Annotated in this window: 14 protein-coding genes; 4 read left to right on the forward strand and 10 right to left on the reverse strand. The window is 71.0% G+C overall.

Annotated features, from left to right (window positions below):
- Positions 1-7: 7 nt before the first annotated feature.
- Both ABD810_RS21685 and ABD810_RS21690 read right to left on the reverse strand, forming a co-directional pair.
- Positions 8-1,987 (reverse strand): hypothetical protein, encoded by a 1,980-nt coding sequence (locus tag ABD810_RS21685; protein WP_344943199.1) that lies wholly within the window; start codon positions 1,985-1,987, stop codon positions 8-10.
- A gap of 2 nt (positions 1,988-1,989) precedes the next feature.
- Complete coding sequence (locus tag ABD810_RS21690) at positions 1,990-2,469, reverse strand: hypothetical protein (protein ID WP_344943202.1); 480 nt, start codon at positions 2,467-2,469, stop codon at positions 1,990-1,992.
- A gap of 20 nt (positions 2,470-2,489) precedes the next feature.
- Here ABD810_RS21690 and ABD810_RS21695 point away from each other — a divergent pair, with 20 nt between their 5' ends.
- Positions 2,490-2,891 carry a helix-turn-helix transcriptional regulator gene (locus ABD810_RS21695; protein ID WP_344943205.1) on the forward strand — a complete coding sequence of 134 codons (402 nt, stop codon included), beginning with the start codon at positions 2,490-2,492 and terminating at the stop codon, positions 2,889-2,891.
- 5 nt (positions 2,892-2,896) lie between these two features.
- Here ABD810_RS21695 and ABD810_RS21700 read toward each other — a convergent pair whose 3' ends face one another.
- Complete coding sequence (locus ABD810_RS21700) at positions 2,897-3,229, reverse strand: STAS domain-containing protein (RefSeq protein WP_344943208.1); 333 nt, start codon at positions 3,227-3,229, stop codon at positions 2,897-2,899.
- A gap of 256 nt (positions 3,230-3,485) precedes the next feature.
- Here ABD810_RS21700 and ABD810_RS21705 point away from each other — a divergent pair, with 256 nt between their 5' ends.
- Together ABD810_RS21705 and ABD810_RS21710 are read left to right on the forward strand one after the other, a co-directional pair.
- The gene (locus ABD810_RS21705) at positions 3,486-4,082 is read left to right on the forward strand and encodes a PadR family transcriptional regulator (RefSeq protein WP_344943211.1); all 597 of its coding nucleotides are present in this window, start codon (positions 3,486-3,488) and stop codon (positions 4,080-4,082) included.
- Complete coding sequence (locus ABD810_RS21710; RefSeq protein WP_344943214.1) at positions 4,079-5,272, forward strand: FAD-dependent oxidoreductase; 1,194 nt, start codon at positions 4,079-4,081, stop codon at positions 5,270-5,272. The genes ABD810_RS21705 and ABD810_RS21710 overlap by 4 nt, the downstream gene beginning before the upstream one ends.
- Before the next feature lie 27 nt (positions 5,273-5,299).
- Here ABD810_RS21710 and ABD810_RS21715 read toward each other — a convergent pair whose 3' ends face one another.
- Positions 5,300-6,982, reverse strand: a complete 1,683-nt coding sequence (locus tag ABD810_RS21715; RefSeq protein WP_344943217.1) for an alkaline phosphatase D family protein — start codon at positions 6,980-6,982, stop codon at positions 5,300-5,302.
- 342 nt (positions 6,983-7,324) lie between these two features.
- On the opposite strand from ABD810_RS21715, the gene ABD810_RS21720 reads away from it, so the two are divergent.
- Positions 7,325-7,780 carry an Lrp/AsnC family transcriptional regulator gene (locus tag ABD810_RS21720; RefSeq protein WP_344943219.1) on the forward strand — a complete coding sequence of 152 codons (456 nt, stop codon included), beginning with the start codon at positions 7,325-7,327 and terminating at the stop codon, positions 7,778-7,780.
- An 83-nt stretch (positions 7,781-7,863) separates the two neighbouring features.
- On the opposite strand, the gene ABD810_RS21725 is transcribed toward ABD810_RS21720, so the two are convergent.
- The 6 genes from ABD810_RS21725 to ABD810_RS21750 are packed head-to-tail and all read right to left on the reverse strand — an operon-like array spanning position 7,864 to position 14,563.
- Complete coding sequence (locus ABD810_RS21725; RefSeq protein ID WP_344943223.1) at positions 7,864-8,847, reverse strand: N-acetylglucosamine kinase; 984 nt, start codon at positions 8,845-8,847, stop codon at positions 7,864-7,866.
- Positions 8,844-10,118 carry a 6-phospho-beta-glucosidase gene (locus ABD810_RS21730; protein ID WP_344943227.1) on the reverse strand — a complete coding sequence of 425 codons (1,275 nt, stop codon included), beginning with the start codon at positions 10,116-10,118 and terminating at the stop codon, positions 8,844-8,846. Before ABD810_RS21730 ends, ABD810_RS21725 begins: the two co-directional genes overlap by 4 nt.
- On the reverse strand, positions 10,118-11,005 hold the full coding sequence (locus tag ABD810_RS21735) for a carbohydrate ABC transporter permease (protein ID WP_344943230.1): 888 nt from the start codon (positions 11,003-11,005) through the stop codon (positions 10,118-10,120). The genes ABD810_RS21730 and ABD810_RS21735 overlap by 1 nt, the downstream gene beginning before the upstream one ends.
- Positions 11,002-11,967, reverse strand: coding sequence for a carbohydrate ABC transporter permease (locus ABD810_RS21740; RefSeq protein WP_344943233.1), 966 nt, complete (start codon positions 11,965-11,967; stop codon positions 11,002-11,004). Before ABD810_RS21740 ends, ABD810_RS21735 begins: the two co-directional genes overlap by 4 nt.
- Before the next feature lie 4 nt (positions 11,968-11,971).
- Complete coding sequence (locus ABD810_RS21745; protein WP_344943236.1) at positions 11,972-13,300, reverse strand: ABC transporter substrate-binding protein; 1,329 nt, start codon at positions 13,298-13,300, stop codon at positions 11,972-11,974.
- A gap of 54 nt (positions 13,301-13,354) precedes the next feature.
- Entirely contained in the window at positions 13,355-14,563 is a 1,209-nt protein-coding gene (locus ABD810_RS21750) for an ROK family transcriptional regulator (protein WP_344943239.1), read from the reverse strand.
- Between the last annotated feature and the right edge of the window lie 15 nt (positions 14,564-14,578).

Here is a 14,578-nt window from a genome sequence, read left to right on the forward strand (position 1 = left end):
GCGAAGGTCAGCCGGTGCAGGACGACGGCCAGGGATAGCCGAGCCGCTCGGCGTGCCACGGCGAGCCGCCCACCACGCGAGAGAAGGTCCGGGGGTCGGTGCGGCGCAGCCGTTCGATCAGGGAGGCGGCCCGGTCGGCGGGGTCGGGGTCACCGGGGACGGGAGCGTCGCCGGGCTCGGCGGGCTCGCCGGCGTCCGTTGCGTCGGTGGGGTGGCCGGCGTCTGCGGGGTCGCAGGGCTCGCCGAGGTCGGCGGCGTCCCCGGGATCAAGGGGGATGATCCACTCGAACTGGAGCCACGGGTCGTCCGGTTCCCCGCCGGAGGGTCGGCGCGGGTGCCAGAACATCATCCGGATCCGGTCCTGCTCGTCGACCTGTGCGTAAACCGTCTGCAGCTCGCATCGCCAGCGCGACAGCACGCCCGGGTCCGCTCGCAGGTGCTCGCTGAGCTTGCGCGCGACCGAGCGTGCGGGCCACTCCCAGCGATGGTCCCGCTCGGCGCGTGCGATCGTGTCGGCGTACCGCCGCGCTTCGAAGCGGAACGCCTCCATCCGCACCGTGCCCCCGGAGTCGCGCCAGCGGTCCCATACGACGGTGCCGCCGTCACGGGCGATCGTGACGTACAGCGCTCCGCAGCAGCCTTCGGTGCAGTGCGCCTCGGCGAGCCGCACTTCCCGGGGCGTCGCCGTCGCCCGGAGCATCCCGGTGGCGAGGAGATGTTCCGGGTCGAACATCGGGCCCTTGCGGAACGCCTCGGTCGCGACCGGGCGGCCGTCGACCAGGAGCCGGGTCTGGACCTGGGAGAAGTTCAGGGGGTCGGGGACGGCCACGTGGACGGCCACCTCGTTGTACGGCCCGGCCCCTGCGTCGTGCGGCCCGGCCACCGCGTCGTACGACGCGGGCGCCGCTGCGGGGGAGCCGGTATCGGCGATGGCCCGCGCCGCCCAGCAGGCTCGCCACCGGGTTCGCGGATCGGGAGAGCGACGGGCCTGGTCCACGACCTCCGTCCAGTGTGGAGACGCCAGCGCCCGGCCGAGGCGGTCCAGAACGGCCCGGCGCTCGCCTTCGGCCCAGGGCAGGAAGAACGCGTCGCCGGTGCGCACCGCTTCGGCGAGCGTGACGACGCTCGCGACGAGGTCCAGCGTCGGGGCGGCTAGTCCGGCGTGCCGGGCGAACGCCGTGATCGCCCGGCAGGCATCGGCGTACCCGCTGAGCGCGCCGGAGTCGTCGCAGGGCTGGCAGAGCGCCCGCAGGAGCCTGCCCGCCTGCACGAGGACCTCGTCGCCGACACGCTCGCCTTCGAGCGCCTCCGCCAGCGACACGGTCTCGGCCACCTGGCGAGCGAGACCGCCTTCCACGGCGCGGCCGTCGAGGGCCCGCCGCAGCAGCCAGGGTAGGGTCGCGGGGTCGCCCAAGCGGCACAGCGCCGCGACGGCCGTCATCCGTTCGTGGCCCGTCGATCGCTCCGCGAGCCAGACCAGCGTGGTGGCCGAGCCCGGGATCGGCTTCAGCGCCTTGACCGCCGCGGGACCGAAGAGCCGCAGCAGCCCGATGGTCCTGAGCAGGGGGAAATCCTCTGGCCTGCCCGTGCGGGCCAGCAGGGCAAGTCCGGCCGCCACGGGTGTGCGGTCGGTCGAGTTGCGGACCAGCCAGACCCCGATCTCCCGTGCCCGGTCCGGAGTCAGCCCGGGCACCTTCCGCAGTGATGCGGCGAAGGAGATCCAGTGGGGGACCCGCGAGTCGCGCAGGTCGTCGTGGAGTTCGGGCAGGGAGCGACGCCCTGAGAGGAAGGCCGCCAGCGCGCCGGCCAGGGCATCCTTACACACGCTGAGGGGAGGGGAATCGGCAGGGCAGCGGAGATGGCCGGCCTGGTCGGGATAGGGACGGCCGCCATCGGGAAGCGGCAGGTCAGGTGCCCGCTCGTGAAGGCGGGACGCGTGCTCGAAAAAGGACGACCGGTGGGCGAGCGCACCGCGCTCGTCTGCCACGATCACCGCTGAACGGGAGACTCGATTCTGTCAGCCATGCGCCAACCATGCCACTTCCGCGAAGCCGCCGGCAACCGGTCCGCCGATTCGGCTTTCCGGCAGCGGGTGAGGTGGGCGAAGGGGCCAGCGGATCGGGAGGGCCTGGAGCCGGCCATCTCCGGATACGAGGCGGTCACCACCGCGGTGATCGCCAGCTGCGTGACGACACGAGCCTCCAGGTCGGGCGGATCGACCGCGGAAGTGCCGGTGCCGTCCCTGACCGTCGCCAGCGAGCGGCACAGGCGCTGCCGCGCCTCGGGTTTCCGGCCGCTCAGCCGGAGCTGGTAGCCCGGGACGTAGTCGGGCCAGGCGCCCGGCACCACCTCGGCGAGCGCTCCCTGGTGGTCCAGGGCGGCGGCCACGTCTCCGGCCAGCCTCTCGACCTGACGCGTGCCTTGCTGGACGAGAACGCCCGCCTGACCGAGCGGGTGGCGATACTCCATACCTTGCCAATCTCGCGCACATGCGCCGAGCGCGGGATCTGATCGACCGGGAGTACGCACGTCCGCTCGACGTGCCGACGATGGCTCGCCACGCGCTCATGTCGCCGGCGCACTTCTCACGGCAGTTCCGGGCGGCCTATGGCGAGACGCCGTACAGCTACCTCATGACCCGCCGCATCGAACGGGCGATGGCGCTGCTGCGCGCGGGTACCAGCGTGACCGACACGTGCATGGCGGTCGGCTGTACCTCGCTCGGCTCGTTCAGCTCGCGATTCACCGAGCTTCTGGGGGAGACGCCGAGCGCCTTTCCTGGCCGCCGCCATCGAGGACGGCTCGGCGGACCCGGGTCCGGTGGTGGCCGGGCGGCCGGTGGCGTGGTTTTCGTTCCCTGGGACCTCTACTGGGGCCTGCTGCTCCCGTGACGGGCTCAGGCGAGCCCGTGAAGGTCGTCCATCTCGAAGATCTGCCACGCCCGGGTCGCGTCCAGCATGCGCGCCAGGGCGCCGTGGACCCCGATCAGCCGCAGGCAGCCGTTCGCCTTCCAGGCCTCGTCGTGACACTGCAGGAGGGCTTCCAGGCCCGCCGAGTCGCAGAAGCGGAGTTCGGAAGCGTCCAGGGTGAGGGCGGTGTGTCCACGGCCGATCAGTTCCCCTAGCCGTGCCGTCAAGGCGTCCGCTGTGGCGGTCCTCAGCTCACCGGTGATCTTCAGTACCGTGGTCGGCCGGTGATGGGTTACGGAAAGCTCCAACTGCGCTGTCATATGTGCACCTTCGCGCTCTTTGGGGTCGTTGTCCGGATTACGCTACCCGGCGGGGTTCCACCGCTCCGTAATGCACATCTTCACGGCGGCCTATGGAATGCTCCGGACCCTTGCGACGGGTTCACGAACCCGCCAAGCAAGGCAAAGGCGAGCGGGCGCTTCCCTCGTGTCCAGCGTCGCATGCCCGCTCGGCAATATAGTTGACATCGACTAGTCGTAACTGGATAGTTGATCCTGACCAAGAGATGAGGACGTCGTGGAGAAGCGGCGCAAGGTGGCCAACCCGCTGGCGCTGGCAGTGCTGGCAGAGCTGCTGGTGGAGCCGATGCACCCCTACGAGATCGGCCGCCGGCTGAAGGAACACGGCAAGGACCGCAACATCAAGTACAACCGGGGCTCGCTGTACATGGTGGTGGAGCAGCTGAAGAAGGCCGGCTTCCTCACCGAGCAGGAGACCTTGCGCGACACCCAGCGGCCCGAGCGCACCGTCTACGCCCTCACCGGCGAGGGACGGCACGAGTTCCACGACTGGATGCGCGAGCTGGTCGCCGAGCCGCGGCAGGAGTACCCGCACTTCGGGGTCGCGCTGTCGTTGCTGAGCGCGCTCCCGCCCGCCGAGGCGGCCGAGCTGCTCACGCGGCGGCTGGCGGCGCTGACCGCCGAGACCGAGGAGATCCGCGCGGACGTACGAGCCACACAAGAGGGCGGCGTGCCGTGGGTGTTCCTGGTCGAGGAGGAGTACCGGCTGGCGGTGCTGGAGGCGGAATGCCGCTTCGTCACGAAACTCATCGGGTCGCTCGAGCAGCCGGAGTACGTCCGGGCCTGGCAGGAGATCTTCGGGAGGCACACATGACGAAGGTGAAGACGGCGCTGGTCATCGGGGGCGGCATCGCCGGGCCGGTCACGGCGCTGGCGTTGCGCAAGGCGGGGGTGGAGGCGACCGTCTACGAGGCCTACGCCGGCACGGCGGACGGCATCGGCGGCATGCTCACGGTCGCGCCGAACGGGCTGGACGCCCTGCGCATCGTGGGCGCGGACGAGGCGGTGCGCTCCGTCGGCCTGCCCATGGAGCACATGGTCATGACCGACGGCCGGGGCAGGCGGATCGGCGAGATCCCCGGCCTGGACGGCCTGCCGCCCAGCCAGGCGATGTGGCGCTCGGAGCTCTACCGCGCGCTGCACGACCACGCGGTGGCCGACGGCATCCGCATCGAGTACGGCAAGCGGCTCGTCGGTGCCGAGGAGACCCCGGCCGGCGTCACCGCCCGGTTCGCCGACGGCACCTCCGAGAGCGGTGACGTTCTCATCGGCGCCGACGGCGTCCGGTCCACGGTCCGCACGCTGATCGATCCGGACGCGCCCGCCCCGGACGACGTCCTGCTCCTGAACTTCGGCGCCGCCGCCGACATCGCGGTGTCGGCACGGCCGGACGCCACGTACTTCGTCTTCGGCAGGCGGGCGTTCCTCGGGTACTGGGCCCAGCCCGACGGCAGCACCGCGTGGTTCGCCAACCTCCCGCACGACGAGCCGATGACGATCGCCGAGGCCCGGGAGACGCCGGCGTCCGACTGGCTGCGGCGGCTGCGTGAGGTGTTCGCCGACGAGGTGCCCGGCCGCGACCTGCTCCGGCACACCAGCGCCGAGCGGCTGTCCGTCCTGGGGTCGATGGAGATGATGCCCAGGGTGCCGCACTGGCACCGTGGGCGGATGGTCCTGGTCGGCGACTCGGTCCACGCGCCGTCCTCAAGCTCGGGCCAGGGCGCGTCGCTGGCCGCCGAGAGCGCGGTCCAGCTGGCCCGCTGCCTGCGCGACCTGCCCGATGCGCCGAGCGCCTTCGCCGCCTACGAGCGGCTGCGGCGACCCCGGGTCGAGAAGGTCGCCGCACGGGCCGCCAAGACCAACAACAGCAAGACGTTCGGACCGGTGGCCGTCACGATGATGCGGCTGATGATGCCCATCGCCATGCGGACCTTTCTCGATCCGGAGCGGACCCTCGGTGCCGAGCAGCGGTACCGGATCAATTGGGACCAGGTCGCCGCCTAGGGCCCGGCCGTCGATGCGATCGCAAGCTCAGGGACGCTTGGTCTCCAGCTCCACGGTCTCCTCGACGGTGATCGGGCGGGATCGCCTGAGCGCCGGGTCCAGCGGGCGCAGGTAGGTCTGCTGTACGCCCGGCACCTGGTCCTCGATGACGAAGGTGGCCCTGGTGTAGGCCTCAGAGCCGGGCACCTGCACGTGGGGCAGCACCTTGAAGTCCGCGCTCATCTGCTCGCGCTCGATCTTCGTGATCACGTAGCCGCGCTGGTTGTTGTAGAACTTCAGGTGCGGGTTGATCGCCAGGAAGGGATGCGCGGCCGGGTCGGAGTCGGCTCCGTCGCCGCCGGTGCTGATCGAGGTCGCGACCAGCTCCGATCCGACCGAGGGGCCGGTCGGATCGTCGTAGTCGAGCTTCAGGTCGCCCGCCCAGTGCGCGTGCACGTCGCCGGTGAGCACGACGGCGTTGCGCACCTTCGCGTCCACCCAGCCCTGGGTGATGCGCCGCCGGGAGGCGACGTAGCCGTCCCAGGCGTCCTGGCTGGTCACCTTGGCCGGCCCGGCGTTGTTGTCGCGCTGGGCGAAGAAAACCTGCTGGCCGATGACGTCCCACTGGGCGCGGGACTCCCGGAAGCCGTTCAGCAGCCAGCTCTCCTGCTCGGCGCCGGTGATCGTGCGGGCCGGGTCGACGGCCGCCGGGCAGTCGCGGTAGCCGTCGCCGCAGCCCTGGTCGTCGCGGTACTGCCGGGTGTCGAGCATGTGGAAGGTGGCCAGCCGACCCCACCGGACGCGCCGGTAGAGCTGCATGTCGATGCCGCGCGGGATGGAGGCGCGGCGCAGCGGCATGTTCTCGTAGTAGGCGCGGAAGGCGGCCTCCCGGCGGGTCAGGAAGTCCGGCTGCGGCACCTCCGGCTTCTCGGGCACCTCGTCGGCCCAGTTGTTGTCGACCTCGTGGTCGTCCCAGACGACCAGCCACGGCGCGGCGGCGTGCGCGGCCTGCAGGTCGGGGTCGGCCTTGTACTGGGCGTGCCGCTGGCGGTAGCCGGCGAGCGTCTCGGTCTCGGGGCCTTCGTGGTCGCGCACGTTGCCGCCGGGGATGGTGTAGGTGTCCCTGGTGTACTCGTACTGGTAGTCGCCCAGGTGCAGCACCAGGTCGGGGTTCTCCTCGGCCAGGCGCCGGTAGGAGGTGAAGTAGCCGTGCTCGTACTGGGCGCAGGAGACGAACGCCATCGCCAGCGGCCCGCCGAACGACATCGGATGCGGCGCGGTCCTGGCCCTGCCGGCGGGGGAGAGGTACGGGCCGACGCGGAAGCGGTACCAGTACTCGCGGTCCGAGGACAGGCCGTCCACCTCCACGTGGACGCTGTGCCCCCACTCGGGAGCCGCCATCGCCACGCCCGCGCGCACCGTGCGACGGCACCCCGCGTCGGAGTACACCTGCCACAGCACGGGGAACGGCCGCGCGGGCATGCCGCCCAGGCCGTCCTCGGCCAGCGGCGCGGTGGCCAGCCGTGTCCAGATGACGAAGCCGTCGTGGCTCGGATCGCCCGAGGCCACGCCGAGGGTGAAGGGATCGGTGCGCAGGCCCCTGCCCGCCAGGCTCTGCCCGGTCTCGGTGGCGGGGTCCGGGGCGGCGAGGGCGGCGGACGCGGGGATGGTGGCGACCGCGCCCGCGGCCAGCCCGGTGACGAGGAACGATCGTCGGTCGAGATGCGGCATGGAGGGCTCCCGGGAGATCATGGAGTGGGACGCCCGCAGCCTTGCCGAGGAGCATGACTCCCTCGTTAACGCCATACGTCATGCAAAAGGCGACACCGCCACCTCATCGGACCAGGCGGCTGATCTTGACCCTAGGAGATCGGATCCGCTCTGTCACGGTTCACCGGCGCGATTCACGGCCCGAGCGTCAGACGTGCCCCGAACCTCGCGGGACCGCGCCCGCATGCGGCCTTCACCCGGCGCCGCCTGTCGAGCGGGAACTTCGGCCCCGGGCGCCGGTTGGGACCATGCCGTGACCACTTGGGTGACGAAACGGGCTCACAGGACGCTACCGTTTACGGAGTGGAGGAGATCGATCGGCAAATCGTGACGCTGCTGGCCGCGGACGGCCGGATGAGCTTCACCGACCTCGCCAAGGAGACCGGCCTGTCGGTGTCGGCCGTGCACCAGCGGGTGCGCCGGCTCGAGAAGCGCGGCGTGATCAGGAGCTACGCGGCCCTGGTCGATCACGATGCGATCGGCCTCCCGCTCACGGCGTTCGTGTCGATCAAGCCCATCGACCCCTCCGCACCCGACGACGCGCCCGAGAAGCTGGAGCATCTGACCGCCATCGAGGCCTGTCACAGTGTCGCCGGTGACGAGAGCTACATCCTCAAGGTGCGGGTGAACTCCCCGATCGCGCTGGAGCACCTGCTGCAGCAGATCCGCGCGTCGGCGAACGTCTCCACCCGCACGACCATCGTGCTGAGCACGCCGTACGAGCACCGCACCCCCGACCTCACGGCGGGAACCGCCTGACAGGAACACCGGCGTCCGGGGGAGGGCTCCACCGGAGCGGCGCGGGAAACCGGGGAAGGGTGGTCCCCGCGCCCACCCGGCGCTCAGGCGGGCGCCGACACGGTCTCCACGAAGCTCGCCCGCAGGCGGTCCATCGCGGCGCGGCCCGCGCCCAGGCGGTCAAGGCCGAGGAGCGCGGCGCCGACGATGGGCGGCACGTCGGCGACCACCAGGGTGGCGTGGGGGGCCTGCGCGGCGTACCTCTCCCCGACCAGCCTCATCAGCAGCGGGTCGCGGGCGGTCAGCACGCCGCCGCCGAGCACGACGTCGCAGGGCTCCGCCAGCAGGCCGAGGCGGCGCAGCGCGACCACCCCCATGACGGCGATCTCGTCTGCCTGGCGTTCGACCAGCGCGTTCGCGATGGGGTCCCCCTCGGCCGCCGCCGCGAAAAGCGGGGGGACGAGGTCGTGGAGCCGGTCCGCAGGCAGGTCGCCGAAGTGCAGGCCGAGGACGACCTCCTCGGCCCGCCGCGTGCCGAACGAACGGCGGACCGCCTCCAGCAGGAGGGTCGCGGGACCGCGGCCGTCCTCCGCGCGCACGGCGTGCCAGAGCACCTCCTCGGCCAGCCCGAGACCGCCGCCCCAGTCACCGCTGATCTTGCCCAGGGCGGGGTACCTGGCGACCTCGCCGGTCGGCGAGACCCCGACGGCGTTGATCCCCGCGCCGCAGACCACCGCGACGCCCCACGGCCGCGAGGCCCCCGCCCGCAGCAGCGCGAAGGTGTCGTTGCCGACCACGACCTCGCGGCCGTATCCGCGGGTGAGGATCTCCTCGCGGAGCCGCTCCTCCTCGACGGGCAGGTCGGCTCCGGCCACGTAGGCGGCGACGTGGTCGGCGAACGGCGCCGCCGCCTCGTCGCCGAGCGCGAGCCGGACGGTCCGGCCGATCACGTCGACCGCGGCCGGCACGCCCGCGCTCTGCGGGAGGAACCCCGCGCCCCGGCCCCGGGCCAGGACCGATCCGTCCTCGGCCACCAGTGCGACGTCGGTCTTGCTGTTCCCCCCGTCGACAGCGAGCACCGTTCTCACGCCGGCACCGCCCCGTCGCCGGCCCAGGGCAGGAACCGGCGGTTGGCCTCGACCAGCCGCCGCGCCAGCTCCAGCGACACCGAGGCCTGCCCGATCAGCGGGTTGGCGAGCAGCGCGTCGGTGACGCGGTCGACCCCGCCGTGCAGGGCGGCCTCCAGGGCCAGCGCCTCGTAGGCGGTGACGTGGGCGATGAGGCCGGCGTACAGCGGCTCGACCGGGTCCACGGGCAGGGCCACGGCTCCGGAGGACCCGATGCGCGCGGGCACCTCGATCACCGCGTCGTCGGCGAGGAACGGCAGCGTGCCGTCGTTGCGCAGGTTGACGACCTGGGTGTCGCCCCGGTCGTTGACCAGGGAGGCGATCAGCGCGACCGCCGACTCCGAGTAGTAGGCGCCGCCGCGCCTCTCCAGCAGTTCAGGCTTGGTGTCCACGGCGGGGTCGGCGTACATGGCGAGCAGCGACTCCTCCATGGCCGCGACCTCGGCGGCCCGCGACGGCTTGGACCGCTGCTCGGCGACCACCGCGTCGTGCTCGTAGAAGTAGCGCAGGTAATACGACGGGACGACGCCGAGCCTGCGGATGAGCGACACGGGCAGGCCGATGTCGTCGGCGATCCGCTGTCCGTGGTCGGCCAGCAGCCGGGGCAGCACGTCGGCGCCGTCAAGGTGGACGGACCGTTCCCACGTCAGGTGGTTGAGCCCGACATGGCCCAGCGAGACACGGTCCGGCGTCACCCCGAGGGCGGCGGCGAAGCGCTGCTGGAACCCGATGGCCACGTTGCACAGCCCGATCGCCCGGTGCCCCGCCTGCAGCAGCGCCCGTGTGACGATGCCGACGGGGTTGGTGAAGTCGACGATCCACGCGTCCGGAGCCGCCTTGGCGACCCGTTCCGCGATGTCCAGCACGACCGGCACCGTGCGCAGCGCCTTGGCCAGACCCCCCGCCCCGGTGGTCTCCTGCCCGACGCACCCGCACTCCAGCGGCAGGGTCTCGTCGACATTGCGCGCCGCCTGCCCGCCGACCCGCAACTGCAGCAGGACGGCCTGCGCGCCGGCGACCCCCTCCTCGATGCTCGTGGCCGTGTTCACGGCGCCCGGATGGCCGGCCCGCAGCAACTGCCGCGAGGCCATCGCCGACACCAGGGACAGGCGCCGCTCGTCGGGATCGATGAGCACGATCTCCGACAGTGGCAACTCATCACGCAGGCGGGCGAAACCGTCGATCAGCTCCGGCGTGTAGGTGGAGCCGCCCCCGACAACGGCCAGCTTCATCACTTGACTCCCGTCAGCTTTACGCCCTCGATGAACGCCTTCTGGGCGAAGAAGAAGACGACGATCACCGGTGCCATGGCCAGCAGGGTGGCGGCCATGGTCAGGTTCCATTGGACATGGTGCACTGCTCTGAAGGATGACAGCCCGATGGACAGCGTCCAGTGGGAGGTATCCGTCCCCGCGTACAGCAGGGGCCCGTAATAGTCGTTCCAGCAGTAGAAGAACTGGAACAGCGCCACCGCCGCGATGGCGGGCCGCGCCATCGGCAGGATGACCCGTATGAGCGTGCGGAACTCCCCGCAGCCGTCCACACGCGCCGCGTCGGAATACTCCTTCGGGATCGTGACCAGGAACTGCCGGAGCAGGAAGATCGAGAAGGCGTCTCCGAGCAGCATGGGCAGGATCAGCGGCCACAGCGTCCCGGTCAGTTCGAACCGGGCCCAGACCAGGTAGATCGGCACGGCCACGACCTGCGGCGGCAGCATCATGGTGGAGATGACCAGCAGGAACGCCGGCCTGCGTCCGGGAAAGCGTAACCGAGCCAGGGCGTACGCCACCGGGATCGACGAGATCAGCATGAAGACGGTGGCGAGCACCGAGTACATCAGCGTGTTGAGGATCCAGGTGAGCAACGGCGCCTTCTGGAAGATGTCGGCGAAGTTGCCCCACTGCCAGTCCTGCGGCCACAGCTGCGCGGTCAGCGCCTGGTGGTCGGTCATGACCGCGGTCAGGGCGATGAACACCAGCGGGCCGAGGAACATGATCGCCAGGGCGATCGCGAGCGAGTGGGTGGCGATCCACCCCAGCGTGGCACGCCTGCGGTGGTCGCGCGTGCGGTGGGTGCGGGCCTTGCGCGCCGTGGACGACGGCGTCAGGGTCAGGGTCATGCCTCCTCCTCGGCGAGGCCGCGGAACTGGCGCAGCAGGAACAGGGTGAACACCATCGACACCGCGAACAGGATCAGCGCGAGTACGCACGCGTAGCCCATCGCGAAGTCACGGAAGCCCTGATGGAAGAGCCATTCGGGGAAGGTGAGGGTCGACTGGTCGGGGTATCCGGGGGTGAACACCGACCCGGCGGAGTCGGTGGCGCCGGAGGCGACCCGGGCGGCCACCATGGCCTGGGTGAAGTACTGGAGTGTCTGGATCACGCCGGTCACCGCGGCGAACATCAGCACCGGCCGGATCACCGGCAGCGTGACGTGGAAGAACTGCTGCCACGCTCCGGCGCCGTCCAGGGCCGCGGCCTCGTAGAGCTGCTTGGGCACGTCCAGCAGCGCCGCGAGGAAGATGACCATGAGGTCGCCGACCGACCACAGCGCGAGCAGGGTGAGCCCCGGCTTGGACCAGGCCGGGTCGCCGAACCAGTCGGGCGAGGGGATCCCGATCGCCGACAGGATGGTCGGCACCGGCCCGGTGCTGGGGTTGAGCAGGAAGACGAACCCCAGCGTCCCGGCGACCAGCGGCACCAGAGAGGGCAGGTAGAAGATCGTCCGGAACAGGCCGACGCCCGACTTCAGCTTGGTGACCAGCTGCGCCACGCCGAGGCCGAACAGCACCCGCAGCGGCACCATGACCACGACCAGCCACAGCGTGTTCCTGATCGAGGTCCAGGCCGCCTCGTCCTGCCAGAAGTACTTGTAGTTCAGCAGGCCGACCGATTCGAGGGTGAACATGTCGTACCGCTGGAAGGAGAAGTAGACGGTCGCGATCAGCGGATAGGCGAAGAAGACCGAGAACCCGACCAGCCAGGGGGAGAGGTAGAGCAGCGCCCTGAGGTTCGCGCGGTGCCGGCCCTTGTTCCTGGCCGGCCCCACGCTCCCTCGACGCCCGAGCGTCGTCGTGGCCATATGATCAGTCGCCCGCGGTCAGCTTGAGCTTGTCGTTGATCTTCTTGTCCGTCTCCGCGAGCACCGCGTCCAGGTCGGGCGCCCGGCCCGACTCCCACTTGATCTGGGCCTCCTGCAGCGTCTGCTGGTTGAACACCGAGTTGATGTGCGCCGGCAGCGTGCTGCTGTTCGGATTGGCGAAGATGTCGATGAAGGTCTGGAAGTTCGGGTCCTTCTCCAGCTTGGGGGACTGGAGGGCCGGCAGCGTGCTGGGAACGTTCCGAAGCGCGTTGGACAGGCTGACCAGGGCGTCGGTGTCGGTGGTGAGGTACTTCACCAGGTCCCAGGCCGCCTCGGGGTGCTCGGCGCCGCGCGGGATGCCGATGACGGTGCCGGCGATGAACCCGCCCCCGTAGAGCTGGGGCTTGTCGTCGGCGACCGGAAGCGGGGCGGTGCCGTAGTCGAGGTCCTTGGCATCGGCCGCGATCATGGCGTTGCGCCACTCTCCGTCGATCGCCATGGCGACCTTGCCCTTCATGAAGGGGTTGTCCGCCGACCACTCGTCGCCCAGGCTCTTGCGGAACTTCTCCAGCTTGGCGTATCCGAACCAGCCGACCAGGTCCTTCTGCCAGGTCATGAGCTGCTTCCACGCCGGGTCCGAGCCGATCGCGGAGGTGCCGTCCGGGTTGGTCCACTTGGCGCCGACCATGGTCCCGGTGTGGATCGGGGCGTTCTCGTACATCTGGCTGCTCGGGACGAAGCCCGCGACCTTGATGTCGCCGTTGGAGTCACGCACGGTGAGCTTCTTGGCCAGGGCGGTGAGCTCCGACAGCGTCTTGGGCGGCTCGGCGCCCTTCATGAGCTTCTTGTTGTAGTACAGGCCGTAGGTGTCGGCGAGCATCGGCATCACGCACCGCTTGCCGTCGTACTGCGTGTACTCCGCGATCACCTTGGGGAAGATCGACTCGTCGACCTTGCTCGCCGCCAGGTACGGCTTGAGGTCCTGGAAGATCCCGGTCTTGCAGAACGTCGCCACGTTGTCGGTGGTGAAGGACAGCGCCACGTCCGGAGGGTTGCCGCCGCGCACCGACTGGATGATCTGGTCGTCCTGGACCGCCTTCGTCGTCTTGACGGTGATCCACGGGTACTTCTGCTTGAACGCGGCCAGGGCGTCGTCGAACGCCTTGAGTTCGTTGTCGGCGCTGAAGCCGTGCCACATGGTGATGGTCACGGGCTTCTTGTCGGGTGTGCTTCCCGCCGCGGGGACGCCGGGCGGGCGCTCGGTGCCCGCCGTGCAGGCGGACGACGCGAGTACGGCGAGCCCTGCGGCGACGAGCAGCAGACGTGTTCTCACGGGGATGCCTCCTATGGGGGTGGGGGATCAGGAGGGTCGGCAGAGACGGTGACGCTAGGAGGGAACGGTGGAGCTGAAGATCTCGTCACGGGCCGTGGCGAGGGCGAGCCCGAGAGCGCCGGTCAGCACCGGATTGCTCTCCACGATGGACATCCGCACCGGCGGACGGGGAAAGGTGAGGGCGTGCAGTTCCTGCTCGACCAGTTCGGACAGGACGTTCCCGCCCGCGAGCAGCATCCCGCCGGTCAGCACCACGATCTCGGGGTCGACCACCGCGGTGATCGGCGCCAGCCCCATGGCCAGGCGCGCCGCGATCTCGCGCAGCGCCGCTCCGGCCCTTTCGGCCCGGACGCCGCCCAGGGCCGCGTCCCGCACGGCGTTGCGCATGGCCTGCGCCGGGTCGGTGCCGCGCAGCCCGTGGGCGCGCAGCACCTTCAGTACGGCCGGTCCGCCGGCGAGGGCCTGGAAGCCGTGGTCGCCCCGCTTGCCGGTCTCCCTGGACGTGGGGGCGCCGACGGTGGGCATGTAGCCGACCTCGCCCGCGCCGCCGGTGGCCCCGCGGTGCAGCCTCCCGCCGAGCACCAGCGCCGCTCCTATGCCCTCGTCGGCCCAGAGCAGGACGAAGTCCTCGTGGCCGCGCGCGATGCCGTGGGCCTGCTCGGTCAGGGCGACGAGGTTCACGTCGTTCTCGACGTCGACGGCCACGCCGAGACCGTCGCGCAGGGTTCCGACGAGGTCGGGGATGTGCCAGCCGGGAATGTGGGCGGCGTAGCCGAGCCGCGCCGTGACCGGGTTGACGGCCCCCTGGATACCGATCACCACCCGGTGCAGCGCCGCCGGGTCCACGCCGGCCTGCAGGCATGCCCCGTTGATCGCCGAGCGCACCCGCTCCACGACGTCGCCGGCGCTCCTGCCGGGGGTCGGGAGGCGGTACTCCGCCATCACCGCGCCGGTGATGTCGGCCACGGAGGCCGCGATCCGCGCGGGGGTCACGTCCAGCGCGGCCACGTGCGCGGCGCCCGGGTTGATCCTGTACAGCTCAGCGGTGCGGCCGGGCAGGCCCTCCCTGATGCCGTCCAGCACGACCAGGCCGGCGTCCTGCAGCCGCGCGAGGAGCTGGGAGGCCGTCGGCTTGGACAGGCCTGTGAGCGCCCCGAGCTCGGGGCGGGTCAGCGGGCCGCGCTCCAGCAGTACCTGCAGCGCGGCGCGATCGTTGATCGCGCGCAGCAGGCTCGGGGTCCCCGGCTGCGTGCTGGTGTTCATGGCGCTCGCTCCATG

The sequence above is a fragment of the Sphaerisporangium flaviroseum genome, from assembly GCF_039537005.1.
GTDB classification, from domain to species: domain Bacteria; phylum Actinomycetota; class Actinomycetes; order Streptosporangiales; family Streptosporangiaceae; genus Sphaerisporangium; species Sphaerisporangium flaviroseum.